The sequence below is a fragment of the Thauera aromatica genome (assembly GCF_023093595.1).
In the GTDB taxonomy this organism is placed as follows: Bacteria; Pseudomonadota; Gammaproteobacteria; order Burkholderiales; family Rhodocyclaceae; genus Thauera; species Thauera aromatica_A.
Genome location: NZ_JALLIK010000089.1, coordinates 1 through 25642 on the forward strand (window position 1 = coordinate 1; position 25642 = coordinate 25642).

26 protein-coding genes and 1 pseudogene are annotated in these 25642 nt (G+C 66.7%); 16 read left to right on the forward strand and 11 right to left on the reverse strand.

All coding sequences use genetic code 11. The annotated features are described in order from the left end of the window. Positions 1 to 152 (reverse strand): annotated as a pseudogene (locus MXC99_RS05200) (IS5/IS1182 family transposase); the annotation flags it as partial. Between the two features lie 352 nt (positions 153 to 504). Between MXC99_RS05200 and MXC99_RS05205 the strand changes: the two are divergent. After that, on the forward strand, positions 505 to 921 hold the full coding sequence (locus MXC99_RS05205) for a VOC family protein (RefSeq protein ID WP_247724454.1): 417 nt from the start codon (positions 505 to 507) through the stop codon (positions 919 to 921). Here MXC99_RS05205 and MXC99_RS05210 read toward each other — a convergent pair. Further along, positions 916 to 1482, reverse strand: coding sequence for a DNA-3-methyladenine glycosylase I (locus MXC99_RS05210; RefSeq protein WP_247724455.1), 567 nt, complete (start codon positions 1480 to 1482; stop codon positions 916 to 918). The genes MXC99_RS05205 and MXC99_RS05210 overlap by 6 nt on opposite strands. 189 nt (positions 1483 to 1671) lie before the next feature. Here MXC99_RS05210 and MXC99_RS05215 point away from each other — a divergent pair, with 189 nt between their 5' ends. Beyond that, complete coding sequence (locus MXC99_RS05215) at positions 1672 to 2751, forward strand: 3-deoxy-7-phosphoheptulonate synthase (RefSeq protein WP_247724456.1); 1080 nt, start codon at positions 1672 to 1674, stop codon at positions 2749 to 2751. Next, the gene (serB, locus tag MXC99_RS05220) at positions 2748 to 3587 is read left to right on the forward strand and encodes a phosphoserine phosphatase SerB (RefSeq protein WP_247724457.1); all 840 of its coding nucleotides are present in this window, start codon (positions 2748 to 2750) and stop codon (positions 3585 to 3587) included. Before MXC99_RS05215 ends, serB begins: the two co-directional genes overlap by 4 nt. 21 nt (positions 3588 to 3608) lie before the next feature. Here the strand turns inward: serB and MXC99_RS05225 are convergent, their stop codons facing one another. Beyond that, positions 3609 to 4319 (reverse strand): ABC transporter ATP-binding protein, encoded by a 711-nt coding sequence (locus tag MXC99_RS05225; RefSeq protein ID WP_247724458.1) that lies wholly within the window; start codon positions 4317 to 4319, stop codon positions 3609 to 3611. Between MXC99_RS05225 and MXC99_RS05230 the strand changes: the two genes are divergently transcribed. After that, entirely contained in the window at positions 4291 to 4944 is a 654-nt protein-coding gene (locus MXC99_RS05230; protein ID WP_247724459.1) for an arylesterase, read from the forward strand. The genes MXC99_RS05225 and MXC99_RS05230 overlap by 29 nt on opposite strands. 46 nt (positions 4945 to 4990) lie before the next feature. Here MXC99_RS05230 and selD read toward each other — a convergent pair whose 3' ends face one another. Then, entirely contained in the window at positions 4991 to 6031 is a 1041-nt protein-coding gene (gene selD, locus MXC99_RS05235) for a selenide, water dikinase SelD (protein ID WP_247724460.1), read from the reverse strand. A 54-nt stretch (positions 6032 to 6085) separates the two neighbouring features. On the opposite strand from selD, the gene mnmH reads away from it, so the two are divergent. Next, on the forward strand, positions 6086 to 7135 hold the full coding sequence (mnmH, locus tag MXC99_RS05240; protein ID WP_247724461.1) for a tRNA 2-selenouridine(34) synthase MnmH: 1050 nt from the start codon (positions 6086 to 6088) through the stop codon (positions 7133 to 7135). 3 nt (positions 7136 to 7138) lie between these two features. Here the strand turns inward: mnmH and MXC99_RS05245 are convergent, their stop codons facing one another. Further along, positions 7139 to 7690 carry a class I SAM-dependent methyltransferase gene (locus MXC99_RS05245; protein WP_247724462.1) on the reverse strand — a complete coding sequence of 184 codons (552 nt, stop codon included), beginning with the start codon at positions 7688 to 7690 and terminating at the stop codon, positions 7139 to 7141. A 227-nt stretch (positions 7691 to 7917) separates the two neighbouring features. Between MXC99_RS05245 and MXC99_RS05250 the strand changes: the two genes are divergently transcribed. From MXC99_RS05250 to minE, 8 genes are all read left to right on the forward strand, one after another. Further along, complete coding sequence (locus tag MXC99_RS05250; protein ID WP_247724463.1) at positions 7918 to 10605, forward strand: GNAT family N-acetyltransferase; 2688 nt, start codon at positions 7918 to 7920, stop codon at positions 10603 to 10605. Between the two features lie 3 nt (positions 10606 to 10608). After that, the gene (locus MXC99_RS05255; protein WP_247724464.1) at positions 10609 to 11457 is read left to right on the forward strand and encodes a D-hexose-6-phosphate mutarotase; all 849 of its coding nucleotides are present in this window, start codon (positions 10609 to 10611) and stop codon (positions 11455 to 11457) included. A gap of 178 nt (positions 11458 to 11635) precedes the next feature. Continuing rightward, positions 11636 to 14050, forward strand: coding sequence for a Tex family protein (locus MXC99_RS05260; protein ID WP_247724465.1), 2415 nt, complete (start codon positions 11636 to 11638; stop codon positions 14048 to 14050). Between the two features lie 28 nt (positions 14051 to 14078). After that, a complete protein-coding gene (locus tag MXC99_RS05265; RefSeq protein WP_247724466.1) occupies positions 14079 to 14441 on the forward strand; it encodes a Spx/MgsR family RNA polymerase-binding regulatory protein in 363 nt (120 codons plus the stop codon). Beyond that, on the forward strand, positions 14438 to 15301 hold the full coding sequence (locus MXC99_RS05270; protein ID WP_247724467.1) for an Hsp33 family molecular chaperone HslO: 864 nt from the start codon (positions 14438 to 14440) through the stop codon (positions 15299 to 15301). Before MXC99_RS05265 ends, MXC99_RS05270 begins: the two co-directional genes overlap by 4 nt. A 140-nt stretch (positions 15302 to 15441) precedes the next feature. Further along, positions 15442 to 16230: a septum site-determining protein MinC gene (gene minC, locus MXC99_RS05275; protein WP_247724468.1), complete on the forward strand. Its 789-nt coding sequence runs from the start codon at positions 15442 to 15444 to the stop codon at positions 16228 to 16230. 33 nt (positions 16231 to 16263) lie between these two features. Further along, complete coding sequence (minD, locus tag MXC99_RS05280; RefSeq protein ID WP_107220907.1) at positions 16264 to 17076, forward strand: septum site-determining protein MinD; 813 nt, start codon at positions 16264 to 16266, stop codon at positions 17074 to 17076. 1 nt (position 17077) lies between these two features. Beyond that, a complete protein-coding gene (gene minE / locus MXC99_RS05285) occupies positions 17078 to 17338 on the forward strand; it encodes a cell division topological specificity factor MinE (RefSeq protein ID WP_247724469.1) in 261 nt (86 codons plus the stop codon). 51 nt (positions 17339 to 17389) lie between these two features. On the opposite strand, the gene thrC is transcribed toward minE, so the two are convergent. From thrC to MXC99_RS05315, 6 genes are all read right to left on the reverse strand, one after another. Continuing rightward, positions 17390 to 18844 carry a threonine synthase gene (thrC, locus tag MXC99_RS05290; protein ID WP_247724470.1) on the reverse strand — a complete coding sequence of 485 codons (1455 nt, stop codon included), beginning with the start codon at positions 18842 to 18844 and terminating at the stop codon, positions 17390 to 17392. Positions 18845 to 18943: 99 nt separating this feature from the next. After that, entirely contained in the window at positions 18944 to 19156 is a 213-nt protein-coding gene (locus MXC99_RS05295) for a dodecin (RefSeq protein ID WP_107220905.1), read from the reverse strand. Between the two features lie 23 nt (positions 19157 to 19179). Further along, positions 19180 to 19323: a hypothetical protein gene (locus MXC99_RS05300; RefSeq protein WP_247724471.1), complete on the reverse strand. Its 144-nt coding sequence runs from the start codon at positions 19321 to 19323 to the stop codon at positions 19180 to 19182. Positions 19324 to 19350: 27 nt separating this feature from the next. After that, a complete protein-coding gene (locus tag MXC99_RS05305; protein WP_247724472.1) occupies positions 19351 to 20013 on the reverse strand; it encodes an MOSC domain-containing protein in 663 nt (220 codons plus the stop codon). Between the two features lie 121 nt (positions 20014 to 20134). Then, the gene (locus MXC99_RS05310) at positions 20135 to 21442 is read right to left on the reverse strand and encodes a homoserine dehydrogenase (protein ID WP_107220903.1); all 1308 of its coding nucleotides are present in this window, start codon (positions 21440 to 21442) and stop codon (positions 20135 to 20137) included. A 61-nt stretch (positions 21443 to 21503) separates the two neighbouring features. Beyond that, positions 21504 to 22808, reverse strand: a complete 1305-nt coding sequence (locus MXC99_RS05315) for a pyridoxal phosphate-dependent aminotransferase (protein WP_247724473.1) — start codon at positions 22806 to 22808, stop codon at positions 21504 to 21506. Between the two features lie 238 nt (positions 22809 to 23046). Here MXC99_RS05315 and MXC99_RS05320 point away from each other — a divergent pair, with 238 nt between their 5' ends. From MXC99_RS05320 to MXC99_RS05330, 3 genes are all read left to right on the forward strand, one after another. Then, entirely contained in the window at positions 23047 to 23436 is a 390-nt protein-coding gene (locus tag MXC99_RS05320) for an Mth938-like domain-containing protein (RefSeq protein ID WP_247724474.1), read from the forward strand. A 222-nt stretch (positions 23437 to 23658) separates the two neighbouring features. Beyond that, positions 23659 to 24114, forward strand: coding sequence for a peroxiredoxin (locus tag MXC99_RS05325; RefSeq protein WP_247724475.1), 456 nt, complete (start codon positions 23659 to 23661; stop codon positions 24112 to 24114). A 50-nt stretch (positions 24115 to 24164) separates the two neighbouring features. After that, positions 24165 to 25628, forward strand: coding sequence for a PhoH family protein (locus MXC99_RS05330; protein WP_247724476.1), 1464 nt, complete (start codon positions 24165 to 24167; stop codon positions 25626 to 25628). The last annotated feature ends 14 nt before the right edge of the window (positions 25629 to 25642 follow it).

Genomic DNA, 25642 nt, shown 5'->3' on the forward strand with positions numbered 1-25642 from the left:
GGCGTCCAGCCGTCCTTGATCGTCGCCTCGTCGAACCAGATCGTCAGATCGCCCCGACTGACCAGCCCACGGTCGTACTCAGCCCAGTTCGTGACCCGGTAGCGGTACTTCAGCTTGCTTGTGCCGGGATCCATCTTCGTTCGCGCTGCCATGCTCGACCTCAAACCGTCACGAAATCCGGCGCCGCCGGGGTGGAGGACATTTTATTGCACCAACGCCCCGCCGTAGGTAAAAAGGGAACCCGAATCAAAGTCTGTGTGAAAGATGTCTTTGGCGGAAAGCATACCGCTCGCTTCACGGTTCCAAATTTCACCCTCGAACGCGCAAGAACATACAATCCGTCATTCGGCAAAACACTATTTGAACTCCGAAATGAGTCGCTACCGCATGACGAAGAAATCTAACATCTCAGTGGAAGGGACAGCCAAAAGCTATGCTTTTGGTTCCCCCCGCGCTTCGCGCTCCGGCTGCCCCTCACTTTGAACGTTATGCGGAGAGGGAATCATGAAGCCACGGATTAGCATGATTACATTGGGCGTGAGTGACTTGCAGCGTTCGATTGAGTTTTATGAAAGGGGTCTTGGCTTTCCGCGAATGGACTCTCCGCCGGAAGTGGCTTTTTTTACTTTGAACGGCACATGGCTGGGCTTGTACGGCCGTGATGCTCTGGCGGCAGATGCGCAGGTAGATGGAGCCTCAGGGGGCTTCGCTGGGTTCGCGCTGGCGCACAATGTAAATTCAGAGCACGAAGTCGACCAGGTAATGTCCCAGGCGGTTTCGGCTGGAGCGGTGGTCACAAAGACCGCCAGCAAGACGGAGTGGGGTGGCTATGCAGGCTACTTTTCCGATCCTGATGGTTATCTATGGGAAATCGCACACAATCCACTGTTCTGGGTTGGCCCCGCCGATGAACCTTCATGACCGGATCCCGGCGTGGCGGAAACAGCTCTCGACGTGGTCGTCGACCATCCCCACCGCCTGCATGAACGCGTAGCACACGGTCGGTCCGACGAAGCGGAACCCCAGCCGTTTCAATTCGGCGCTCATCGCCCGCGATTCGGCCGTCTCGGCGGGGACGTCGGCTGCCATCCTGCGCCGGCCGTCGCGCGGCACGCCGTCGACGAAGCGCCAGATGAACGCATCGAGCGAACCGAAGCGCTCGCGCACTGCCAGCGTCGCGCGCGCATTGGCGATTGCCGCCTGTACCTTGAGGCGGTTGCGCACGATGCCGGGATCGGCGAGCAGGCGGGCGACCTCTTCCGCCCCGTAGCGGGCGACGCGCTCGGCATCGAAGCCATCGAACGCACGCCGGTAGTGCTCGCGCTTGCGCAAGATGGTGATCCAGCTCAGTCCCGCCTGCGCACCTTCGAGCACCAGCATTTCGAACAGGTGGCGGTCGTCATGGCTGGGCACGCCCCATTCGGTGTCGTGGTAGGCGACATAGAGCGGATCGTTGCCGCACCAGGCGCAGCGTTCGGTCATCGATAGGCTCCTGCTCGGGATTTTCCGAGATTCTAGCCCGCGGCCGTCCCCCGGGGGCGGCCCCACCTCATGGCCTCGCGCCCGATCGCCGGCCCTCGTGCCGTTCCGCGACGCTCACATCGCCACGACCACTCCCCGCTGCGGGAGTTACAATTGCGCGTTTCCCTGGCCGTAACCGGAGTCCCCGCAATGCCCCTCACCCAGACCGAAAACCTCAACGTCGTCGCCTTCGACCACATGCCCTCGCCGGAGGAAATCAAGGCGCGCGTGCCGCTCACCGAGCGGGCGGCGGCTTCGGTGGTGGCCGGGCGCAAGGCGGTGATGGACATTCTCGACCACAAGGATCCGCGCGTGTTCGTGGTGGTCGGGCCGTGCTCGATCCACGATCCGGAGGCCGGCCTGGACTATGCACGACGGCTGAAGACGCTCGCCGACGAGGTCGCCGACAGCCTCCTGCTGGTGATGCGGGTGTATTTCGAGAAGCCGCGCACGTCCACCGGCTGGAAGGGCTTCATCAACGACCCCTTCATGGACGATTCCTTCCGCATCGACATCGGCATGGAGCGCGCGCGCAAGTTCCTGCTCGACGTCTGCGAGCTCGGCCTGCCCACCGCCACCGAAGCGCTCGACCCGATCGCGCCGCAGTACTACGGCGACCTGATCTCGTGGACCGCGATCGGCGCGCGCACCTCCGAATCGCAGACCCACCGCGAGATGGCGTCCGGCCTGTCCACCCCGGTCGGGTTCAAGAACGCCACCGACGGCGATCTCGACGTCGCCATCAACGCCATCATCTCGGCCGCCAGCCCGCACAGCTTCCTCGGCATCAACAGCGAAGGCCAGTCGGCGATCACCCGCACCCGCGGCAACCGCTACGGCCACGTCGTGCTGCGCGGCGGCGGCGGGCGGCCGAACTACGACACGGTGTCGATCTCGCTCGCCGAGCAGGCGCTCACCAAGGCCAAGCTGCCGAAGAACATCGTCGTCGACTGCTCGCACGCCAACTCGTGGAAAAAACCCGAGCTTCAGCCCCTGGTCATGAAGGACGTCATGCACCAGATCCGCGAAGGCAACCAGTCGATCATCGGCCTGATGGTCGAGAGCAACCTGGAAGCGGGCAACCAGCCGATTCCGGCCGACCTCGGCCAGCTCAAGTACGGCTGCTCGGTCACCGACGCCTGCGTCGGCTGGGGCACCACCGAAGAGATGATCCGCAACGCCGCCGCGGTGTTGCGCACCGCCCTACCGCAGCGGGAGCGCAGCGCATGAACCTGGTGGTCCTTGCCCGCGACGTCGACCGCGCCGCGCTCGAGCGCATCGCCACGCTCACCGGCGCCCATGCGGTCGAGCAGATCACGCCGCGCTCCTTCCGCCTTTCCGGCGCCCGCCCCCACGAAGGGCTGCTCGCCGCCTGCGCCGAGGCCCGGCTCGACCACGCCTGGCTGCCCGAAGGGCGCCGCCTGGCCGATTTCGGCCTGTTCGTCACCGACATGGATTCGACCCTGATCAACATCGAATGCATCGACGAGATCGCCGACATGCAGGGGCTGAAGGCCGAGGTGGCGGCGATCACCGAAGCAGCGATGCAGGGCGAGATCGATTTCCGCGAGTCGCTGAGCCGCCGCGTGGCACTGCTTGCGGGGTTGCCCGAGGCCGCCCTTGGCGAGGTGTACGAAAAGCGCCTGCAGCTCAACCCTGGCGCCGAACGCCTGCTCCAGGGCCTGCAGCGGGCGGGGCTTCGCACCATGCTCGTTTCGGGCGGCTTCACCTACTTCACCGAGCGCCTGCAGGCACGGCTCGACTTCGATCACGCCTACGCCAACGCGCTCGAAGTGGCCAACGGCCGGCTGACCGGGCGCATCGTCGGCGACATCGTCGACGGTGCGGCAAAAGCCGCCCACCTGCAGCGGCTGCGCGACGAACTCGGCCTCGCCGAAGACCAGGTGATCGCCGCCGGAGATGGCGCCAACGACATTCCGATGCTGCGCGCCGCCGGCTTCGGCATCGCCTTTCGTCCCAAGCCGGTGCTGCGCGACGTCGCCCATTGCTGCCTCGATCACAGCGGGCTCGACGGCATCCTCGACCTCTTCGGCGAGGGCGGCTGAATCTGCCCCGCGGCGGCGCGTTCAGCGCACGCCCGTCTCGCTCAGGCGCCCTGCGTTCATTCTCAACACCCGCGTGCAGCGGCGTGCGAGCGACTCGTCGTGCGTCACCAGGATCAGGGTGGTGCCCGCCTCGCGGTTGAGGGCGAAGATCAGTTCGATGATCGCCTGCCCGGTTTCGGCATCGAGATTGCCGGTCGGCTCGTCGGCGAGCAGCAGCCGGGGACCCGGGGCGAAGGCGCGCGCCAGCGCCACGCGCTGCTGCTCGCCGCCGGACAGGTGCTTCGGATAGTGGCGCAGCCGCCCTCCCAGCCCGACCCGCTCCAGCCACTGCGTCGCCACCGTCTTCGCATCGGCCACGCCGGCCAGCTCCAGCGGCAGCATCACGTTTTCCAGCGCGGTCAGGGCCGGCAGCAGCTGGAAGGACTGGAAGACGAAGCCGATCGTTTCCCCGCGCAGCGCGGCGCGCGCGTCCTCGTCGAGCGCGAACAGGTCGATGCCATCGAGGCGAACCGTGCCGGCGGTGGGAACGTCGAGCCCGGCGAGCAATCCCAGCAGCGTTGATTTCCCCGACCCCGAGGCGCCGATCACCGCCACCGACTCGCCCGCCGCGACGGCAAAGCCGACATCCTGCAGAATGTGCAGATCGCCGTGACCATCGGCCAGCTCGACCTGTCGACACAGGCCATCGACTTCGACGACCGGAATGGAGACTTCGACCTTGCTACGATCCATCGCTACCTTCTTTTTCATCGTGTTGTTCGCCGGCACCGCCCACGCCGCAACGATCCTGGTGTGGGGCGACAGCCTGTCGGCCGGCTACGGCCTGCGCCGCGGAGAGGAATGGCCGGCCTTGTTGCAGACGCGCCTGCAGGACGAAGGGTTCCATCACACGGTGGTCAACGCCAGCATCTCGGGCGAAACCTCGGCCGGTGGACGCTCCCGGCTGCCACAGGCCCTCGAACAGCATCAGCCCGAAATCCTGATCCTCGAACTCGGCGCCAACGACGGCCTGCGCGGACTTCGTCCGCAACTGCTCGCCGACAATCTGAAAGCGATGATCGCCGATGCGCGGAAGACCGGAGCCCGGGTCCTGCTGATCGGCATGCAGATGCCGCCGAACTACGGCCCGGCCTACACCCGGCGCTTCGCCCAGACCTATGCCGACGTTGCCCGGAGCGAAGACGTGGCCCTGGTCCCCTTCCTGCTCGAAGGCTTTGCCGATCGGTCCGAGCTGTTCCTGACCGATGGCATCCACCCCAACGCCGAGGCCCAGGCGCTCGTCCTCGAAACGGTATGGCAAGGGCTCGAGCCCCTGCTCGAGCCGCTGCACACCGCCAAGCGCAGGGCGGGCAGATAAGCCCGCCCGCCCCCGCACGGGAAATCCGCCGGCAGTGCGCGCCCGCTCAGGCGATGCCGACACGCGCCGGGCCGGCCTCCATTGTCCCGATCACGGCGCCGGCTTCGCCTTGCTCGGCAAGAATCGCCGCCTGCACCGCGTCGACCGCCTCCGGCGCGCAAGCGATCAGCAGGCCGCCCGAGGTCTGCGGGTCGGTAAGCAGCTTGCGCTGCCACTCGGGCGCCGTGTCCGCCAGATCGATGGCCTCGCCGTAGCTCGCCCAGTTCCGCTCCGAGGCGCCGGTGGCGACGCCGGCCTGGACCAGCACCAGCGCTTCCGCGATCAGCGGCAGGCGGTCGAACTGCAGCGTCGCGCCGAGCCCGGCGCCGCGGCACATTTCGAGCAGATGACCGGCGAGGCCGAAGCCGGTGACGTCGGTCACCGCATGCACGCCGTCGATACTGGCCAGATGCGCGCCGGCACGGTTGAGGGTCGTCGTCCAGCGCAGCATTTCGGCGTAGCCGTGGGCGGAGAGCCGGCCTTTCTTGAGCCCCGCCGACAGGATGCCGATGCCCAGCGGCTTGGACAGGATCAGCACGTCTCCGCCGTGCGCGCCGGCATTGGTGCGGACCCGGGCCGGATCGACGACGCCGAGGCCGACCAGGCCGTAGATCGGCTCAAGGACATCGATCGAGTGCCCGCCGGCAATCGGGATGCCGGCGGCGCGGCAGACTTCGGCGCCGCCCTGCAGGATTTCGCCGATGACTTCGGGCGGCAGTTTGTCGAGCGGCATGCCCACGACGGCCAGCGCCAGGATCGGTGTGGCGCCCATCGCATAGACGTCGGACAAGGCGTTGGTGGCGGCGATGCGGCCGAAGTCGCGCGCGTTGTCCACGATCGGGGTGAAGAAGTCGGTGGTGGCGACGATCGCCTGGCGCTCGTTGAGCTTGTACACTGCCGCGTCGTCGGCGGTATCGGTCCCCACCAGCAGTTCGGGCGGCACCACTCCTGCCGGCATTTTCGCCAGCAGCTCGGAGAGCACTCCCGGGGCGATTTTGCAGCCGCATCCGCCACCGTGGGAGAATTGGGTCAGTTTGATTTCATTCATCGTCGGAAAGGAGTGAAGGGCTGTGCCGGCCACGCGCCGCGCGCCCGGGAAACCATGCAGAAAGGCGTCGCGACCGTAGCACAGCTGTCCGGGTTTGACGAGATCATCGATGCGCGCACGCCCGCGGAGTTCGCCGCCGACCACCTGCCGGGGGCGGTGAATCTGCCCGTGCTCGACAACGAGCAGCGTGTCGTCGTCGGCACGATCTACAAGCAGCAGTCGGCGTTCGAGGCGCGGCGCATCGGCGGCGCGCTGGTCGCAGCCAACATCGCCCACCATCTGCAGACCCACCTGAAGGATAAACCCAAGAACTGGCGCCCGCTGGTGTATTGCTGGCGCGGCGGCCAGCGCAGCGGCTCGTTCGCCACCTGGCTGCGTATGGTGGGCTGGGATGCCTGCCAGCTCGAAGGCGGCTACAAGGCGTTCCGCCACCTCGTGATCGACGAGACCAAGCGCATCACCCCGCAGTTGCAGTTGCGCATCGTCTGCGGCCCGACCGGCAGCGCCAAGACCCGGGTGCTCGAGGCGCTCGCCGCGCTCGGCGCGCAGACGCTCGATCTCGAAGACCTCGCCGCGCACAAGGGCTCGGTGCTGGGGGCGCTTCCCGATCGTCTCCAGCCTTCACAGAAGCACTTCGAGACGCAGTTGTTTACCCGGCTGCAGGCCATCGACCCGGCGCGTCCGGTCTATGTGGAAGCCGAAAGCCGCAAGATCGGCCTGCTGTTCGTGCCCGAGGCGCTGATCCTGGCGATGCGGCGCGCGCCCTGCGTCATGATCGACGCCAGCCGCGACGCCCGCCTCGACTTTCTCGTGCGCGACTATGCCTATCTGGGCGAGGACATCGCCACCCTCAAGCACAACCTGCTGCGCCTGCGCGAGCTCCAGAGCCGGGAGACGCTGGCGCGCTGGCATGCGATGGCCGATGCCGGCGCCCTCCCCGCGCTGTTCGGCGAACTCATCGACCTGCATTACGACCCTCTTTACCGGCGCTCCCAGCACGGCAACTACCTCGGCTACGGCGACGCCCCCCGGATCGCGACGACGGATCTCGGGCCCGAAGGCATCCGGGCGCTGGCACAGCGCATCCTCGAGCAGACCGGATAAAGCTCAGGGCAGCACGGCCAGCGCCCTGCCCTTGATCGCGCACACCCGCTGCACGGCCGCGGCGCGCGGAGTCCGGATTTCGCCCTGCTCGAACGCAACGATGGTCCAGTGCTCACGCAGGCGGTGCACCAGCTCGTTGGGCTGGAGCAGGAAGTCCGGACGGCTCGGCTTGCCAAAGCGCTCGTTGCCGGCCATAAAGGTTTCGTAGATCAGCACTCCGCCCGGCCGCAGCAACTCCAGCATGGCATCGAAGCGCGACCGGTACAGGTAGTTGCAGACCACCACGCCATCGTAATCGGCGCGCTCGAAAGGCCAGTCTTCACCTTCGAGGTCGAGTTCTCGCGGTTCCAGCCGGGGCAGACCCTGCAGCAATTGCAGGGCGATGCCATCGCGGTCGACCGCGTCGACGCGGAAACCGTGCTGCGCCAGCCAGCGTGCATGGCGGCCACTGCCGCAGGCGTAGTCGAGCACCCGCCCGGCGGGCGCGATCAGGGAGGCGAAGCGGGTGACCCAGGCCGAAGGCGTGAGCGCACTGGAAGTGTGGTGCTCGATCATCGGTGCAATGCTCTGTAGACGGATTCGCGTTGAAGAGAATGCCCCGATTCTAGCCGAGGCCGCCCCGCATCCCGGTGCACGGCATGAGCGGAGGCGTCGGGTGTGGAGGAATCGGGCAGCAATCGATTGTGCACTGCAGTATAATCAGGCGTTATCGAAGAATTCGAAGAAAATTCGGACATATGTCATCGTGCGGGCCTGCGCCCGACATCACCCAGAGCCACACCATGAAAGACAAGCACTACCTCACCCCGCTGCTCGAGCCCCGTTCCGTCGGCATCATCGGTGCCAGCGAACGTGAGAACGCCCTCGGCAGCGTGCTCATCCGCAACATGCTGGAGGCCGGGTACAAGGGCAAGCTGTTCGCGATCAATCCGAAGCACGAGAGCGTGCATGGCGTGGCCTGCTACAAGTCGGTCGAAGACGTGCCCCAGCGCCTGGACCTGGTCGCGCTCGCGGTGCGTGCCGAGAAGGCGCCGGCGATCATCGACGCCTGCGGCCGTGCCGGAGTAAAGGCGGCGATCCTGCTGTCGGCGGGGTTTTCCGAAGCCGGTCCGCGCGGCGAGCTGCTCGAGCGCCAGGTCGTCGATGCCGCCCACCGTCACCGCATCCGCCTGCTCGGCCCCAACTGCCTGGGCATCATGCGCCCGCAGCTGGGTCTCAACGCCACCTTCGCCCATGCCAGCGCACTCAAGGGCAGCATCGGCCTGATCTCGCAGTCCGGCGGGCTGTGCGCAGCGATCCTGGACTGGGCCAAACCCAACAACGTCGGCTTTTCGGCGGTGGTCTCGCTCGGCTCGTCGTCGGACATCGACTTCGGCGAAGTGCTCGAATACATGATCTCCGACCCGCGCACCGAGAGCATCTTCCTCTACGTGGAAGGCGTGCGCGACGCCCGCCGCTTCATGAGCGCGCTGCGCGCGGCGGCCCGGGTCAAGCCGGTGCTGCTGATCAAGGCCGGGCGCCATCCCGACGCCTCGCGCGCGATCCTGTCGCACACCGGCGCGCCGATGGGCGACGACGCCGTATTCGACGCCGCGCTGCGCCGTGCCGGCGTGATCCGCCTGTACAACATGGGCCAGCTGTTCGCCGCCGCCAACGCCTTGTTCTCGCACTTCCGCCCGCGCGGCAACCGCCTGGCGATCATCACCAACGGCGGCGGCCCGGGCGTGATGGCGGCCGACCGCGCCGCGGACATCGGCATCCCGCTCGCCGAGTTCGCCGATTCCACCCTGGAGAAGCTCAATGCCGGGCTGCCGTCGAGCTGGTCGCGCGGCAACCCGGTCGATATCCTCGGCGATGCCGGCCCCGAACGTTATCGCCACGCGATCAAGGCGGTCCTCGAAGGCCCGAACGTGGACGGTGTGCTGGTATTGCTCACCCCGCAGGCGGTGAGCGACCCGACCGGCGTCGCCAGCGTCGTCATCGAGCTCGAAAAGACGGCCGACAAGCCGGTGGTCACCTGCTGGATGGGCGAAGACCTGGTCGGCGAGGCACGCCACCGCTTCACCGCCGCCGGCATTCCCCATTTCCGCACGCCGGAACCGGCGGTGGAGCTGTTCAGCCACATTTCCGCCTACTACCAGAACCAGAAGCTGCTGATGCAGACGCCGTCCTCGCTGTCTCACCTTTCGCCACCGTCGATCGAAAGCGCCCGCCTGGTGATTGAGATGGCGCTCTCCGAGCGCCGCAACAAGCTCAACGAGATGGAGTCGAAGGCGCTGCTGGCCGCCTTCCGCATCCCCATCGCGCAGACCGTGGTCGCCCGCTCGGCGGCCGAAGCGATGGTGCTGTCGGCCGAGATCGGCCTGCCGATCGTGATGAAGATCGATTCGCCGAGCATTGCCCACAAGTCCGAAGTCGGCGGGGTGCGCCTGAACATCCGCAGCCTCGCCGCGGTGCGCTCGACCTACCAGGAAATCATCGACGAAGTGAAACGGGTACGGCCCGACGCCGAGATCAACGGCATTGCCATCGAGCCGATGATCCAGAAGCGCAACGGCCGCGAGCTGGTGGTCAGCGTCAAGCGCGACCCGGTGTTCGGCCCCGCGATCGCGTTCGGCGAAGGCGGCAACCTGGTCGAGGACAACCGCGACATCGCCGTCGCCTTGCCGCCGCTCAACAGCTTCCTGGTCAAGGACATGATCCGTTCGACGCGGATCTCGGCCCGCCTGGGCGAATTCCGCAACATGCCGGCGATCGACATGGGCGCGCTCGAGCTGGTGCTGCTGCGGGTCTCGGAAATGGTCTGCGAACTGCCGTGGATCACCTCGATGGAGATCAACCCGCTGATCGTGGACGAGCACGGCGTGGTCGCGGTCGATGCCCGGATCATGGTCGACAACGTTTCGCCGACCGCCGACCGCTACGATCACATGGCGATCCACCCCTACCCTTCGCACCTGATCAGCACGTGGACGGTGCCCGACGGCACGGTGGTGACGATCCGCCCGATCAAGCCCGAGGACGCCGAGCTCGAAGTCGAATTCGTGCGCGGTCTGTCGGCCGAAACCAAGTACTACCGCTTCATGAACACGATGCGCGAACTGCCGCCGGCGATGGTCGCGCGCCTGACCCAGATCGACTACGACCGGGAGATGGCCTTCCTCGCCACGCTGGAAGTGGACGGGCGGGAGAAGGAAATCGGCGTCTGCCGCTACGCGGTCAATCCCGACGGCGAATCCTGCGAATTCGCCGTGGTCGTCGCCGACGACTGGCAGCACCGCGGGCTGGCGCGCAAGCTCATGGGCGTTCTCATCGAGACCGCGCGCAGCCGCGGCATTTCCTACATGAACGGGGTTTTCCTCGCCAACAACGAGCGCATGCTGAAGTTCGTCCACAAGCTGGGCTTCGTGATCAGCAACGATCCCGAGGACAGTTCGGTCAAGCTCGGCGTGCTGCCGCTGCAGGACTGAACCATGCCCTCCACGATCGAAACTACCGACTTTCACGGCCAGCCCGCGCTGCGCCTCGTCACCGCCGCCGGCGCCCGGGCCATCGTCAGCCTGCACGGTGCGCAGGTATTGTCATGGATTCCCCCCGGCGGGGAAGAACGGCTGTATCTCAGCCCCCTGGCCCGCTTCGACGGCAGCGCGGCGATCCGCGGCGGCGTCCCGGTATGCTTTCCGCAGTTCGCCGGGCTCGGCCCGCTGCCCCACCATGGTTTTGCCCGCACCGCTGCCTGGTCGGTCGTGACCGAACGCAGCGGCAAGGATTTCGCCCTCGTCACCCTCGCCCTGAGCCACAGCGACGCGACCCGTGCGCTGTGGCCGCACCCGTTCCGGGCCGAACTCGGCATCCTGATCGAGGACAGCCGCCTCGATCTCGAACTCGAAGTCGAGAACACCGGCAGCGAAACGCTGGAATTCACCGCGGCGCTGCATACCTACCTCGCCGTGCGCGAAGTCGAGCAGTCCCGCCTCGAAGGCCTGCACGGCTACGACTACCGCGACAAGGTCGACGCCGACCGCATCCGGCGCGACAGCGGCGATGTGCTCCTGATCGAAGCCGAGACCGACCGCCTCTACCAGGACGTCGAACGCCCCCTGCTGTTGCGCGAATACGACCGCAGCCTGGGCATCAACGCCGACGGTTTCCCCGACGTCGTGGTATGGAACCCCTGGGTCGAGCGCAGCGCCGCCTTGCCCGACCTGCCCGCCAACGGCTTCCGCCACATGCTCTGTGTCGAGGCCGCCGCCGCCCACCGGCCGGTACGCCTGGATGCCGGTGAAAGCTGGTGGGGGCGGCAGACCCTGGTCGCCCTGTAAGGGACGGCCCCCGCACCTGCGCCGCCGCCTTTCATTCACCACGGGCCCCCAGCAGGAGCCTGCCGCCCGTGCAACACCGAATGCTGCGGCACCGAATGCTGCGGCACCGAATGCTTGTCGCTGGCCGGCGCTTGCTGCACCATCCAGCCCTTCGCTTCCGCCTTCGCCTCCTTATCCGATGCTGCCCCCGATCGAATACCGCATCGCCGACGAGCTCGGCGTCTCGCCGCGCCAGGTCATCGCCGCCGTCCAGCTCCTCGACGACGGCGCCACCGTCCCCTTCATCGCGCGCTACCGCAAGGAAGTCACCGGCGGGCTGGACGACACCCAGCTGCGCACGCTCGAAGAACGCCTCGGCTACCTGCGCGAACTGGAAGAGCGCCGCGCCACCGTGCTCGCCTCGATCGAGGAGCAGGGCAAGCTCACCGCCGAGCTGCGCGCCGAGATCGAGGACGCCGACACCAAGCAGCGCCTCGAAGACCTCTACCTGCCCTACAAACCGAAGCGCCGTACCAAGGCGCAGATCGCGCGCGAGGCCGGCCTCGGCCCGCTCGCCGAGGCCCTGCTCGCCGACCCGACGCTCGAGCCCGAGACCGAGGCGGGGAAATTCCTCAACGCCGAGGCCGGCTTCGCCGAGGTGAAGAGCGTGCTCGACGGCGCACGCCAGATCCTGATGGAGACCTTCGCCGAGGACGCCGCCCTGCTCGGCGAGCTGCGCCGCTACCTGCACGAGCACGGCGAGGTCCGCTCCACCGTCCTCGAAGGCAAGGAGAGCGAAGGCGCCAAGTTCCGCGACTGGTTCGACTTCAAAGAGCCGATCGCCGCCATCCCCTCGCACCGTGCACTGGCGCTGCTGCGCGGGCGCAACGAGGGCGTGCTGCGCCTGGCGCTGGAAGTGGAGCGCGCCGACGCGGACGCGCCCCACCCCTGCGAGGGCCGCATCGCCGCCCGCTTCGGCATCCGCAACCAGGGCCGGCCCGCCGACCGCTGGCTGGCCGAGACGGTGCGCTGGGCGTGGAGCGTGAAGATCTCGATCCACCTCGAGCTCGAGCTGATGGGCGAGCTGCGCGAGCGCGCCGAGGAAGAGGCGATCCGCGTCTTCGCCCGCAACCTGAAGGACCTGCTGCTCGCCGCGCCCGCCGGCACGCGCGCCACGATCGGGCTCGACCCCGGTATCCGCACCGGGGTCAAGGTCGCCGTGGTCGATGCTACCGGCAAGCTCGTCGACACCGCCACGGTGTACCCCTTCGAGCCGCGCCGCGACCGCGAATCGGCAATCGCTACCATCGCCGCGCTGGCGAAGAAGCACGCCGTCGAGCTGATCGCGATCGGCAACGGCACCGCCTCGCGCGAGACCGACGCGCTGGTCGCCGAGCTGCTCAAGCGCCAGCCCGAGTTGCGCCTGACCAAGGTCATGGTGTCGGAAGCCGGCGCCTCGGTGTATTCGGCCTCGGAACTCGCCGCGCGCGAGTTCCCCGGCGTCGACGTCAGCCTGCGCGGCGCGGTGTCGATCGCCCGCCGCCTGCAGGACCCGCTCGCCGAACTGGTCAAGATCGACCCCAAGTCGATCGGCGTCGGCCAGTACCAGCACGACGTCAACCAGGGCCGGCTGGCGAAGAGCCTCGACGCCGTGGTCGAGGACTGCGTAAACGCCGTCGGCGTCGATGTGAACACCGCCTCCGCCCCGCTGCTGGCGCGCATCTCCGGCCTCAGCACGACGCTCGCCGCCAACATCGTCGATTATCGCGACGCCAACGGCCCCTTCCGCAGCCGCGACGCGCTCAAGGGCGTGCCGCGCCTGGGGCCGAAGACCTTCGAGCAGGCCGCCGGCTTCCTCCGCATCCCCAGCGGCGACAACCCGCTCGATGCGTCCTCGGTGCACCCGGAGGCCTACCCGGTGGTCGAGCGCATCCTCGCCCGGGTGCAGAAGAGCGTGCGCGAGCTGATGGGCAACGGCAGCTTCCTGAAGTCGCTCAAGCCGGCCGAGTTCACCGACGAGCGCTTCGGCCTGCCCACCGTGCAGGACATCCTCGCCGAGCTGGAAAAACCCGGCCGCGACCCGCGCCCCGAGTTCCGCACCGCCAGCTTCCGTGACGGCGTCGAGACGCTGAAGGACCTGCAGCCGGGGATGCTGCTCGAAGGCGTGGTCACCAACGTCACCAACTTCGGCGCCTTCGTCGACATCGGCGTGCATCAGGACGGCCTGGTGCACATCTCGGCGCTGTCGAACAGCTTCGTCAAGGACCCACACAGCGTGGTCAAGGCCGGCCAGGTGGTGAAGGTCAAGGTGCAGGAGGTGGACGTCGCACGCAAACGCATCGCGCTGACCATGCGCCTGGGCGACGAAACCGCAGCGCGCCGCAGCGAAGGTCCCACCGCTGCGCACCCCGAGACGCACGACCGCAGCACCGGGCAGGCCCGTCGACCGGCACACCGCGACGGCGACCGCCGCCCACCCCGCAACGGAGAAAACCGCCCGCCCGCCCCCGGAGGCAAACCGCCGCCCCCACCTGCAAAGCGCCGCGAACAGGACCCTCCCGCTGCGGGCGGCGCGCTCGCAGCGGCTTTCGCACGCGCCCGCAGTGGCAAGTGAGGGACGGCGCGAACAGATGGAGAGTGCGATGCAAGCCGTGATCCACGGAATCAAGAACTGCGGCACGATGAAAAAAACCTTCGCCTGGTTCGAAGGCACCGGTGCCGCCTACCGCTTCCACGACTACAAGAAATCCGGCATCGACGCCGCCACCTTGCAACGCTGGTGCGAACGCCTCGGCTGGGAAGAGCTGGTCAACAAGCGTGGCACGACCTGGCGCAAGCTCTCCCCCGAAGAGCAGGCGATCTCCAGCGAAGCAGCAGCGATCGCGCTGATGCAGGCTCACCCCGGACTGATCCGTCGACCGGTGATCGAGGCCGCCACTGGCGAACTCGTCATCGGTCTCGACCTCGAACGCTTCGCCGCCGTCTTCACCGGAAACAAGCCATGAGCGCCCCCCTTCCTTCCAGTTACGTCCAGCGCTTCCTGCTCGAAGATCTCGACATCCGCGGCGCCATCGTGCGCCTGACCGACGTCTGGCAGGCCATGCAGGTCGGCCGCGGCTACCCGGCACCGGTCGCCCGCCTGCTCGGCGAGATGAGCGCGGTGTCCGCGGTCATCGCCGGCAACCTCAAGCAGCCCGGCCGCCTCACCTTCCAGGTCAGCAGCCATGGCCCGCTCAGCCTGCTCGTCGTCGACTGCACCGAAACCCTCAACCTGCGCGGTTATGCGAAGGGCGAACGCGTACTCGCCGAAGATACGCCGAGCGAACTGATCAGCGACGGCCGCCTGCAACTCTCGCTCGACATTCCCGGCCTGGCGCAGCCGTACCAGAGCCTGGTGCCACTCGAGGGCGGCAGCATCGCGGAAATTTTCCAGCACTACCTCGCCCAGTCCGAGCAGCAGCCGGCCGGCTTGTGGCTGGCGTGCAGCGAGGGGGCCGCAGCGGCCCTGTTCGTGCAAAAGCTGCCGGGCGCCGACCAGAAGGATCTCGACGGCTGGTCGCGCGTACTCCAGCTCGCCCACACCGTACGCAGCGACGAGCTGCTCGGACTCGAAGCGCACGACCTCCTGCGTCGTCTGTTCGCCGAGGAAAACGTCCGCCTGTTCGACGCCCGCCCGGTGACCCACGACTGGCCCGCCGATCCGGCCAAGGTCGCGGCGATGCTGCGTGCGCTGGGCGAGGACGAAGTGCGCGCGATCCTCGCCGAGCACGGCGAGATTCTCGTCCACGACGATCTCTCCAACCACAGCTACCGTTTCGACGCCGCCGACGTCGACGCGCTATTCCATCCGCCGACCCTGCATTGACCCCTGCGCAGACGCCGGACGACGCGGCCCGGAAGGCGCATTCCGGCACCGCCGGGGCGATCGCTACGGCATGGCGGCCGCAGCTTGCCCGAACGCGTGCCGATCAGTACACTCCCCTGAACTTAAAGCCCTTTCCGTCCATGTCCGCTAACGCGCCCGCCCGTCCGATCGAGTTCCGCAACACGACCCTGGGCGCAACCGTCGCCGTACTGCAAATAGCCGAACCCGCCGCGCTCGCCGATGCGCTGCACAAGATGCTCGGCGGCATGCCGGACTTCTTCAACGGCGAACCCGTGATCCTCGATTGCGGCACGCTCCGCGAACTGCCGGCCCGCATCGACTGGGCCGGCCTGCAATCCTTGCTGCGGCGCTATCGCCTCCAGCCGATCGGAATCACCCGGCTCGCCGAAGCTCATTGCGCCAGTGCCCGTCAGGCCGGGCTCGCCCTGCTCGATGCCGCACAATTCTCCGCGCGGCCGGGACATGAGCGCCCCGCTTCGACCACGGCCCCGGCGGCGAAACCCGCGCCCGCGCCTGCCGCTGCGGCCCCCGCCACGACCGCTTCTCCGGCACCGACCTCGGCTCCGCCGACGATGTTCGTCGATCGCCCGCTGCGTTCCGGACAGCAGGTCTACGCCCGCGGCACCGATCTCGTTCTTCTCGGCGGCGTCAGCCCCGGGGCCGAAGTCATTGCCGACGGCAGCATCCACTGCTACGGCCCGTTGCGCGGGCGTGCCATCGCCGGCGCAACGGGCGAGCAGGCGGCACGCATCCTGACAAGCGACTTCGGCCCCGAGCTCGTCTCGATCGCCGGCGTCTATCGCACCTTCGAGTCCGGCATTGCCGAAGACTTCGCCGGCAAACCCGCCCTGGTGCGGCTGGCCGGCGCCGAACACACACTCAACATCGAAGCGCTCAAGCTCGGTTGAGCGGCCAGCACAGATCACGCACAAGGGGAAACCGTGAGAGTCATCGTCGTAACGTCCGGCAAGGGTGGCGTCGGAAAAACCACCACCAGTGCGGCCTTCGCCTCGGGACTGGCACTGCGCGGCTTCAAGACCGCAGTCATTGATTTCGACGTCGGTCTGCGCAACCTCGACCTGATCATGGGCTGCGAACGCCGTGTGGTCTACGACCTGGTCAACGTCGTCAATGGCGAAGCGCGCCTCAACCAGGCCCTGATCAAGGACAAGCACTGCGAAAACCTCTTCATCCTGCCCGCCTCACAGACGCGCGACAAGGATGCCCTGACCGAGGAAGGCGTCGAAAAAGTGCTCGAAGAACTCGAGCACCTGGGCTTCGAGTACGTGGTGTGCGATTCCCCAGCAGGCATCGAGCGCGGGGCGGTGATGGCGCTGACTTTCGCCGACGAGGCGATCGTCACCACCAACCCCGAAGTCTCCTCGGTGCGCGACTCCGACCGCATCCTCGGCATCCTGCAGTCCAAATCAAAGCGTGCCCGCGATGGCGGCGAGCCGGTCAAGGAGCACCTGCTGCTCACCCGCTACTCGGCCAAGCGCGTCGAAGAAGGCGAAATGCTCTCCTATAAGGACGTGCAGGAACTGCTGCGAGTGCCGCTGATCGGCGTCATCCCCGAATCCGAGTCGGTGCTGCACGCCTCCAACCAGGGCACCCCGGCGATCCATCTCAAAGGCACGGACGTCGCCGAGGCCTACGCCGACGTCGTCAGCCGCTTCCTCGGCGAGGAGTGCCCGCTACGCTTCGTCAGCTACGAGAAACCCGGCCTGATCAAGCGCCTGTTCGGAGGCAAGTGAGATGTCCCTGCTCACCCGCCTGTTCGGCGAAAAGAAGAAGACCGCGGAAATCGCGAAGAACCGCCTGTCCCTGCTGATCGCCCACGAACGCGCAAACGGCAGCCCGACCATCGACTTCCTGCCCGCGCTGCAGCGCGAGTTGATCGAGGTGATTTCGAAGTATGTTGCGGTCGCTCCCGACGACATCAAGGTCCAGCTCGACAAGCAGGACAACTTCGAGGTGCTCGAAGTCAATATCGTGCTGCCCGAACAGGCGCGCTGAGTTTTCTCCGGGCCGGCGGCGGGACAGGAACGGTTCCGCCGGCCCGGGCCGTTACGCGCCGACGCGGTCGACGATGAAGCGCTTGACCGCGTCCGCGTCCGGCGCCATCACCTCGACGCGCTGCGGCAGGCTCTCGATGCCCTCGAGATCCGCCGGGCGCTCCGGTTCACGCCCCAGCGCCTCGCGAATGGTTTCGGCGAACTTCACCGCCAGCGCGGTTTCCAGCACCAGCACCGGGACTCCGGCGGGAATTCCGGACTCCTGCTGCCAGGCCACCTTGAGCGCGTCGGCGGTATGGGTGTCGATCATCACCCCGTACTGGTCGAAGACCTTGCGGATCGTCGCCAGGCGGTCGGCGTGGCTGCTGGCGCCGGAAACGAAGCCGAACTCGGCGATGCGGGCGAATTCGGGGGAAGCCGACAGGTCGAACGCACGCCCGGCATCGACCTCGGCCCACAACGCAGCGACTTTCTGCGGGTCACGGCCGAGCAGATCGAAGACGAAGCGTTCGAAGTTCGACGCCTTCGAGATGTCCATCGACGGGCTCGAAGTCACATGGGTCTCGGCGGCCTTGCGCGGACGATAGACCCCGGTGCGGAAGAATTCGTCGAGGACATCGTTCTCGTTGGTGGCGAGGATCAGCTTCGCCACCGGCAGGCCCATCCGGCGCGCGATGTGGCCGGCGCAGATGTTGCCGAAGTTGCCCGAAGGCACGCAGAACGCGACCTGCTCGTCGTTGCTCGCGGTGGCCGCGAAATAGCCCTTGAAGTAATACACGATCTGCGCCGCGACCCGCGCCCAGTTGATCGAGTTGACCGCGCCGATCTTGTACTTCGCCTTGAAGGCGTGGTCGTTGGAGACCGCTTTGACGATGTCCTGGGCGTCGTCGAACATCCCGCTGACGGCGATATTGAAGATGTTGCCGTCCTGGAGCGAGTACATCTGCGCACGCTGGAAAGGGCTCATCAGCCCGTGCGGCGAGAGCATGAACACGCGCACCCCATGCTTGCCGCGCATCGCGTACTCGGCCGCCGAGCCGGTGTCGCCCGAGGTCGCGCCGAGGATGTTGATGGTTTCGCCGCGCTTGGCCAGCACGTACTCGAACAGGTTGCCGAGCAGCTGCATCGCCATGTCCTTGAAGGCGAGTGTGGGACCATTGGACAGTTCGAGCAGACCGAGGCGACCTTCTTCGAGCCAGTGCACCGGCGTGATGTCGGCCGCACGGTCGCCCTGGCGCACATGGCAGTAAACCTCGGCGGTGTAGGTCTTGTCGCAAATCGCCTTCAGGTCGGCCGGCGGAATGTCGGTGATGAACTTCGACAGAATGGCGAAGGCGAGCTCCGCATAGGACAGCCGGCGCCAGGCATCGAGCTCGGCGCGCGTCACCTGCGGGTAGGTTTCGGGCAGGTAGAGCCCGCCGTCGGGCGCCAGTCCGCCGAGCAGGATGTCGCAGAACTCGGGGTGGGCGGGCTGGCCGGCATGGCCGCGGGTGGAAATATACTTCACGAAGCAGTCCTCGAGGATGACGTTATCGATGCACGCGCCGGAGCGCAAACTCCCGATTCTATCGAACTCGCCGCCCCTTCGGACCGCCCCGGCAGACAATCAGTCCGTTTCGAGACGGAAACCGACCTTCAACGTGACCTGGAAATGCGCGACCTTGCCATCGACGATGTGGCCGCGCGTTCCGACCACTTCGAACCAGTCGATGTGGCGGATCGACTGGGCTGCGGTTTCAATCGCATTGCGGATCGCCGCGTCCGTTCCTTCACGGGACGAACCGACGATTTCGACGAGCTTATACACGTGATCCGGCATGATCTCTCCTCCTCGGTTGGGGCTCAGCCTGGCCCGGCATCTTCGGGCAAGCGCGTGTCCTGCGCCAGCCGTGCCTCGAAACCGCGGATCGACGCCGCATAGGCGCGCATGCCGAGCACGGCGATGACGATCAGAATGCCGATGAAAACGGCCAGCTTGAAGAGCATACCCCTTCCTGAACGAGGGCGGCCCGCTCAGGCTCCGTTCTTTTCCAGCCACGCCGCGCGGTCGCGGCAGCGCTCGGCCTTGTCCGGGGCCAGCCCGGGAGCCTCGGCGATGCGGCGAAAAAGGGCCGGGTCGGGGCGGTGCGCGGTGATGCTGTCCCAGTAATGCGCCAGGCTCAGCCAGGGGTTCAGGCGCTCTTCGAGCTCGATCCGGTCGCCGGCTGCGATCGTGCCAGGCGTGAGCACGCGGTAATACCAGCCGGTAATGCCGGCCGCCTCGACAAAGCGCGAGGCCTTGTCGGCCCCCAGGCGGCGGTCGATCTTCCAGCACGGCGAGCGCGGCTGGCTGACTTGCACCCGCGCCTCGCCGATGCGGTAGATGTCGCCGATGAACACATCGTGCTCGGTGAGCCCGCGGGTGCTGATGTTCTCGCCCAGCACGCCGGCACCGGTGAGCCCTGCACAGTGCGGCCATTCCTGAACAAGCAGGGCGTAATGCTCCACCGGGTAGTGATGCAGCGCCTTGTGCGGCCCGCCGTGGTGACGCAGGTCGCCCTGCTCGTCGCCTTGCAGCCCGCCGGGCGTGAGCATCACCCGGCCGGCAACCGCCGCCTTGTAGATCCCGGTCGCTCCTCCCTCGGGCAGCATGGGCTGGACGCGGCCGATGAAAAGCTGGTCGATCGTAGTGCTCATCGCACGGTTTCCATTCAAAGTCCGGTCTGTGGCGCGGCCGCCCCGGCAGCACGCCGGACATCGCAAGGCCGCGCCCTCGGGCGCGGCTGTCGTCGCAGAGCGCGATCGTCCTGCTACGCGCTCAAAGGCTTTCCATGCGCAGGCGGGTGACCCTGCCCTGCACCACCGGCAGCGCCTCGATGCGGACGATCGCCGCATTGGCCTTGCCTTCCACCGTCTGGTGGGTGAGCAGGATGATGTCGGTGTGCGACTCGCCCTCGGCGGCTTCCTTCTGGATCAGGGCCTCGATCGAGATGCCGCTGTCGGCGAGGATGCGGGTGATGTCGGCGAGCACGCCGGGCTTGTCTTCGACGTGCATGCGCAGGTAATAGGAGGTGACCACCTCTTCGATCGGCAGCACCGGGATGTCCTGCACCTGGTCGGGCTGGAACGCCAGATGCGGCACGCGGTGCTCGGGATCGGCGGTGTGCAGGCGGGTGACATCGACGAGGTCGGCGATCACCGCCGAGGCGGTCGGTTCGGCGCCGGCGCCCTTGCCGTAGTACAGCGTCGCGCCGACCGCGTCGGCCTGGACCAGCACTGCGTTCATCGCCCCTTCGACGTTGGCGATCAGGCGCTTGGCCGGGATCAGCGTCGGGTGCACGCGCAGCTCGATGCCTTCGTCGCGCCGGCGCGCGATGCCCAGCAGCTTGATGCGGTAGCCGAGCTGTTCGGCGTAGGCGATATCGACCGCATCGAGCTTGCTGATGCCTTCGATGTAGGCCTTGTCGAACTGCATCGGGATGCCGAAGGCGATCGCACTCATGATCGTCGCCTTGTGCGCGGCATCGACGCCTTCGATGTCGAAGGTCGGATCGGCTTCGGCATACCCCAGCGCCTGCGCCTCCTTCAGCACCTCGGCAAAGGGCAGGCCCTTGTCGCGCATTTCGGAGAGGATGAAATTGGTCGTACCGTTGATGATCCCCGCCAGCCATTCGATGCGGTTCGCCGACAAGCCTTCGCGCAGCGCCTTGATGATCGGGATGCCGCCGGCGACCGCGGCCTCGAAGGCCACCATCACGCCCTTCTTCTGCGCCGCGGCGAAGATCTCGTTGCCATGCACCGCGAGCAGCGCCTTGTTGGCGGTGACCACGTGCTTGCCGTTTTCGATCGCCTTCATCACCAGTTCGCGGGCGACGCCGTAGCCGCCGATCAGCTCGACGACGATGTCGATCTCGGGGTCGGCGACCACCGCGAAAGCGTCGTCGGAGAGTTTCACGTCGCCGCCGGTAACCCGGCGTGCGAGCTCGAGATTCTTGTCGGCCACCGTGGTGATGCGGATCGGGCGCCCGGCGCGACGGGTGATTTCCTCGGCGTTGCGTTTGAGAACGGTGAAGGTGCCGCCGCCGACGGTACCGATGCCCAGCAGGCCAACATTGATCGGTTTCATGCAGTGAATTCCGTGGTTTCAGAAGGAAGTGGAGTGGAAACGCGAGCCCCGGGCTCGGGCCTCAGGTGCCGTGGCGCTTGCGGTAGTGTTCGAGAAAGCGCGCCACGCGCTCGATGGCGTCGCGCAAATCGTCCTCGTGCGGCAGGAACACCAGCCGGAAATGGTCGGGATGCGGCCAGTTGAAGCCCGAGCCCTGCACCAGCAGCACGCGCTCCTCCTCGAGCAGTTCGGCGATGAAGGCCTGGTCGTCCTCGATCGGATAGACCTTGGGGTCGAGGCGCGGGAACATGTACAGCGTGGCCTTGGGCTTGACGCAGCTGACCCCCGGAATCCGGGTGATCAGCTCCCACGCCAGATCGCGCTGGCGGCGCATGCGCCCGCCTTCGGCGACGAGGTCGTCGATGCTCTGGTAGCCGCCGAGCGCGGTCTGGATCGCGTACTGGCCGGGGACGTTGGCGCACAGGCGCATCGAAGCGAGCATGTTGAGGCCTTCGATGTAGTCGTGGGCGCGACGCTTGTCGCCGCACACGACCATCCAGCCGGCACGGTAACCGCAGGAGCGGTAGTTTTTCGACAAGCCGTTGAAGAGGATGGTCAGCACGTCGCCCGACAGCGCCCCCAGCGAGGTGTGCTCGACACCGTCGTAGAGCACCTTGTCGTAGACCTCGTCGGCGTACAGGATGAGGTCGTGCTCGCGCGCAAGGGCGACGATCTCCTTGAGCACCGCATCCGGATACACCGCCCCGGTCGGATTGTTCGGGTTGATGATGACGATGGCGCGGGTATTGGGCGTGATCTTGGCGCGCATGTCGGCCAGATCGGGCATCCAGTCGCGGGTTTCGTCGCACAGGTAATGCACCGGCTTGCCCCCGGAGAGGCTCACCGCCGCGGTCCACAGCGGGTAGTCGGGCGCCGGCACGAGCACTTCGTCGCCGGCGTCGAGGAGCGCGTTCATCGCCATCACGATCAGCTCGGAGACGCCGTTGCCGATGTAGATGTCCTCGATATCGACGCCCTTGATGCCCTTTTCCTGGGTGTAGTGCATCACCGCCTTGCGCGCGGCGAAGATTCCTTTCGAATCCGAGTAACCCGCCGCGTTGGGCAGGTTACGGATCATGTCCATCTGGATTTCTTCGGGCGAATCGAAGCCGAAGGCGGCGAGGTTGCCGATGTTGAGCTTGATGATCTTGTGCCCTTCGTCTTCCATCTGCTTGGCGCGGGTCAACACCGGGCCGCGGATGTCGTAGCAGACCTCGGCGAGCTTGGCCGACTTGCGGATCGGACGACTCGCGGCGGCGCCCGCTTCGGCAATGATCTCCGGTTCCGGGGATACCGTTGCGAGCTCGAGTGTCTTCACCGCTTTCATGATCGCCTTTCCTGCGTGATGGAAAATGAAGGGCGGCAAGGTTTTCCCCATGCCGCAAAAGGTTGTTATCTTAGCCCCGCTGCCGCACTGCGGCAATTTCGCCTTGAATCGTCACTTTGAATCGTCTCCTCTCCCCTTTTCCACACTTCCTTCTCTTCCCCTCTTCCACGCCGCGCTGCCTCGCACGCTCCATTCCTTTTTTCCGCCGGGCCTTTTTCCGACCGACCGAACCCACGCCATGAAGCTCTATCTCGACAGCCACACCAACACCCACGTCGTCACCGGTTACGGCGACGATCATGTGATGATCGACAAGGAACGCTACGAGGGCAACCTGCTGCTCACCGCCAACCGCATCGTCACCGGCTGGGCGCCGGCGGCCGGCGGCGACCTGGCCGGCCTCACCGAGGCCGATCTGGCCGAGACCGCCGGGCTCGGAGCACAGATCCTGATCGTCGGCACCGGCCGCCGCCAGCGCTTTCCGCAGCCGCAGCTGCTGCGCCCGCTGGTCGAGGCGCGCATCGGCTTCGAGTTCATGGATTTCGCCGCGGCCTGCCGGACCTACAACATCCTGGTCGGCGAAGGCCGCGCCGTCGCCTTGGCGCTGCTCCACGAGCGGGCCGCGTGACGCCCCCCCGCAGCCGCCCCCACAGCCCGCCTCCGCGCACGCACCGCCGCGGCGGCGCGGCGGCGCGGCGCCGGGCATTGTCAGCCCGCATGCGCTTCGGCTACTCTGGCCACGGACCGAGTTCGCCCTCGCCCCCTCGCCCTTGCCACTGCGGGTAGATCGTCCCGCATGACAATCCGGCGGCCGAGGCCACGCAGGATAACTACGCAGGAGAGACCGGACTTGAGCACGACTCCCGCCCCCGATTTCAGCCTTTCCGCCACCGGCGGCAACACCGTCACCCTGTCCGCGCTGCGCGGGCGCAAGCTGGTGATCTACTTTTATCCCAAGGACAACACGCCGGGCTGTACCAACGAAACCCGTGATTTCGGCAGCCTCCACGCCGCCTTCAGCGCGGCAGGATGCACGGTGTTCGGCGTCAGCCGCGACAGCCTGAAGAGCCACGAGAATTTCAAGGCCAAGCTCGAACTGCCTTTCGAGCTGGTCTCCGACCCTCAAGAGACGGCCTGCGAAGCCTTCGGCGTGATGAAGCTGAAGAACATGTACGGCAAGCAGGTGCGCGGCATCGAACGCAGCACCTTCCTGATCGACGCCGAAGGCAACATCGCCCGCGAGTGGCGCGGCGTGAAAGTGCCCGGCCATGCCGAGGAAGTGCTCGCCGCCGCGCAGGCGCTGTAACCGCATTCCCTGTTTCCGCAGCCCCGGCTGCCTCACCGGACCGCTCCGACATGCCCGCGACCCGCAAAACCGCCCCCGCCCCGACTTCCGCGAGCGCTTCGACACCGAAGCGCGGCGCGAACAGGAAGCGTCCCCCCTGCAAGCTCTTCGTGCTCGACACCAACGTGCTGATGCATGACCCCACCAGCCTGTTCCGCTTCGAGGAACACGACCTCTACGTGCCGATCATGACGCTGGAGGAACTGGACAACAACAAGAAGGGCACCAGCGAAGTCGCGCGCAACACCCGCCAGGCCAGCCGCATGCTCGACGAGATCGTCAGCTCCGCGGTCGACGGCATCGAGAACGGGATCGCCCTCGGAACCCTCTCCCACGGCCAGGCCAGCGGCCGCCTGCATCTGCAGACCGAAGCGATCGACGTGCGCCTGCCCGCGGCCCTGCCCACTGCGCGCGGCGACAACCAGATCCTCGCCGTGGTGATGCATCTGGTCGACAAGTTCCCCGGGCGCGAGGTGATCCTCGTCTCCAAGGACATCAACATGCGCATCAAGGCCCGCGCCCTCGGCCTTGCCGCGCAGGATTACTTCAACGACAAGGTCCTCGAGGACAGCGACCTGCTGTACTCGGGCACCCTCGAACTGCCGGCCGACTTCTGGGACACCCACGGCCGCGGCATGGAGTCGTGGAAGGAGGAAGGCCGCACCTATTACCGGCTCAGCGGCCCGCTCACCCCCGACCTGCTGGTCAACGAGTTCGTTTTCCAGGACGGCGACAACCCGCTGCAGGCCTGGGTGAAGGAAAAGGACGGGCGCAGCGTGGTGCTGGAGACCCTGGTCGATTACAGCCACAGCAAGAACAACATCTGGGGAATCACCGCACGCAACCGCGAGCAGAACTGCGCGCTGAACCTGCTGATGAACCCGGAGATCGACTTTGTCACCCTGCTCGGCCAGGCCGGTACCGGCAAGACTTTGCTGACGCTCGCCGCCGGGCTGACCCAGACACTGGAGTCGAAACGCTACAGCGAAGTCATCATGACCCGCGTCACCGTCCCGGTGGGCGAAGACATCGGCTTCCTGCCCGGCACCGAGGAAGAAAAGATGGCGCCGTGGATGGGGGCGCTCGAAGACAACCTCGACGTGCTCAACGGCACCACCGGCGAAGGCGGCGACTGGGGACGGGCGGCCACGCGCGACCTGATCCGCAGCCGGATCAAGATCAAGAGCCTGAATTTCATGCGCGGGCGCACCTTCCTGAACAAGTTCCTGATCATCGACGAAGCGCAGAACCTTACGCCGAAACAGATGAAAACGCTCATCACCCGCGCCGGCCCCGGCACCAAGGTGGTGTGCATGGGCAACATCGCCCAGATCGACACCCCTTATCTGACCGAAGGTTCGTCCGGCCTGACTTTCGTCGTCGACCGTTTCAAGGGCTGGGCCCATTCCGGCCATATCACCTTGCAGCGCGGCGAGCGCTCACGCCTGGCCGACCATGCCGCCGAAGTACTCTGAAGACTGCCTCTGCC

Bases quoted from the DNA above. Each gene is read 5' to 3' on its own strand.
- MXC99_RS05205 (WP_247724454.1), top strand. From the start codon at position 505: ATGAAGCCACGGATTAGCATGATTACATTGGGCGTGAGTGACTTGCAG.
- MXC99_RS05210 (WP_247724455.1), bottom strand. From the start codon at position 1,482: ATGACCGAACGCTGCGCCTGGTGCGGCAACGATCCGCTCTATGTCGCC.
- MXC99_RS05215 (WP_247724456.1), top strand. From the start codon at position 1,672: ATGCCCCTCACCCAGACCGAAAACCTCAACGTCGTCGCCTTCGACCAC.
- serB (WP_247724457.1), top strand. From the start codon at position 2,748: ATGAACCTGGTGGTCCTTGCCCGCGACGTCGACCGCGCCGCGCTCGAG.
- MXC99_RS05230 (WP_247724459.1), top strand. From the start codon at position 4,291: ATGGAGACTTCGACCTTGCTACGATCCATCGCTACCTTCTTTTTCATC.
- MXC99_RS05225 (WP_247724458.1), bottom strand. From the start codon at position 4,319: ATGGATCGTAGCAAGGTCGAAGTCTCCATTCCGGTCGTCGAAGTCGAT.
- selD (WP_247724460.1), bottom strand. From the start codon at position 6,031: ATGAATGAAATCAAACTGACCCAATTCTCCCACGGTGGCGGATGCGGC.
- mnmH (WP_247724461.1), top strand. From the start codon at position 6,086: ATGCAGAAAGGCGTCGCGACCGTAGCACAGCTGTCCGGGTTTGACGAG.
- MXC99_RS05245 (WP_247724462.1), bottom strand. From the start codon at position 7,690: ATGATCGAGCACCACACTTCCAGTGCGCTCACGCCTTCGGCCTGGGTC.
- MXC99_RS05250 (WP_247724463.1), top strand. From the start codon at position 7,918: ATGAAAGACAAGCACTACCTCACCCCGCTGCTCGAGCCCCGTTCCGTC.
- MXC99_RS05255 (WP_247724464.1), top strand. From the start codon at position 10,609: ATGCCCTCCACGATCGAAACTACCGACTTTCACGGCCAGCCCGCGCTG.
- MXC99_RS05260 (WP_247724465.1), top strand. From the start codon at position 11,636: ATGCTGCCCCCGATCGAATACCGCATCGCCGACGAGCTCGGCGTCTCG.
- MXC99_RS05265 (WP_247724466.1), top strand. From the start codon at position 14,079: ATGCAAGCCGTGATCCACGGAATCAAGAACTGCGGCACGATGAAAAAA.
- MXC99_RS05270 (WP_247724467.1), top strand. From the start codon at position 14,438: ATGAGCGCCCCCCTTCCTTCCAGTTACGTCCAGCGCTTCCTGCTCGAA.
- minC (WP_247724468.1), top strand. From the start codon at position 15,442: ATGTCCGCTAACGCGCCCGCCCGTCCGATCGAGTTCCGCAACACGACC.
- minE (WP_247724469.1), top strand. From the start codon at position 17,078: ATGTCCCTGCTCACCCGCCTGTTCGGCGAAAAGAAGAAGACCGCGGAA.
- MXC99_RS05295 (WP_107220905.1), bottom strand. From the start codon at position 19,156: ATGCCGGATCACGTGTATAAGCTCGTCGAAATCGTCGGTTCGTCCCGT.
- MXC99_RS05300 (WP_247724471.1), bottom strand. From the start codon at position 19,323: ATGCTCTTCAAGCTGGCCGTTTTCATCGGCATTCTGATCGTCATCGCC.
- MXC99_RS05305 (WP_247724472.1), bottom strand. From the start codon at position 20,013: ATGAGCACTACGATCGACCAGCTTTTCATCGGCCGCGTCCAGCCCATG.
- MXC99_RS05310 (WP_107220903.1), bottom strand. From the start codon at position 21,442: ATGAAACCGATCAATGTTGGCCTGCTGGGCATCGGTACCGTCGGCGGC.
- MXC99_RS05315 (WP_247724473.1), bottom strand. From the start codon at position 22,808: ATGAAAGCGGTGAAGACACTCGAGCTCGCAACGGTATCCCCGGAACCG.
- MXC99_RS05320 (WP_247724474.1), top strand. From the start codon at position 23,047: ATGAAGCTCTATCTCGACAGCCACACCAACACCCACGTCGTCACCGGT.
- MXC99_RS05330 (WP_247724476.1), top strand. From the start codon at position 24,165: ATGCCCGCGACCCGCAAAACCGCCCCCGCCCCGACTTCCGCGAGCGCT.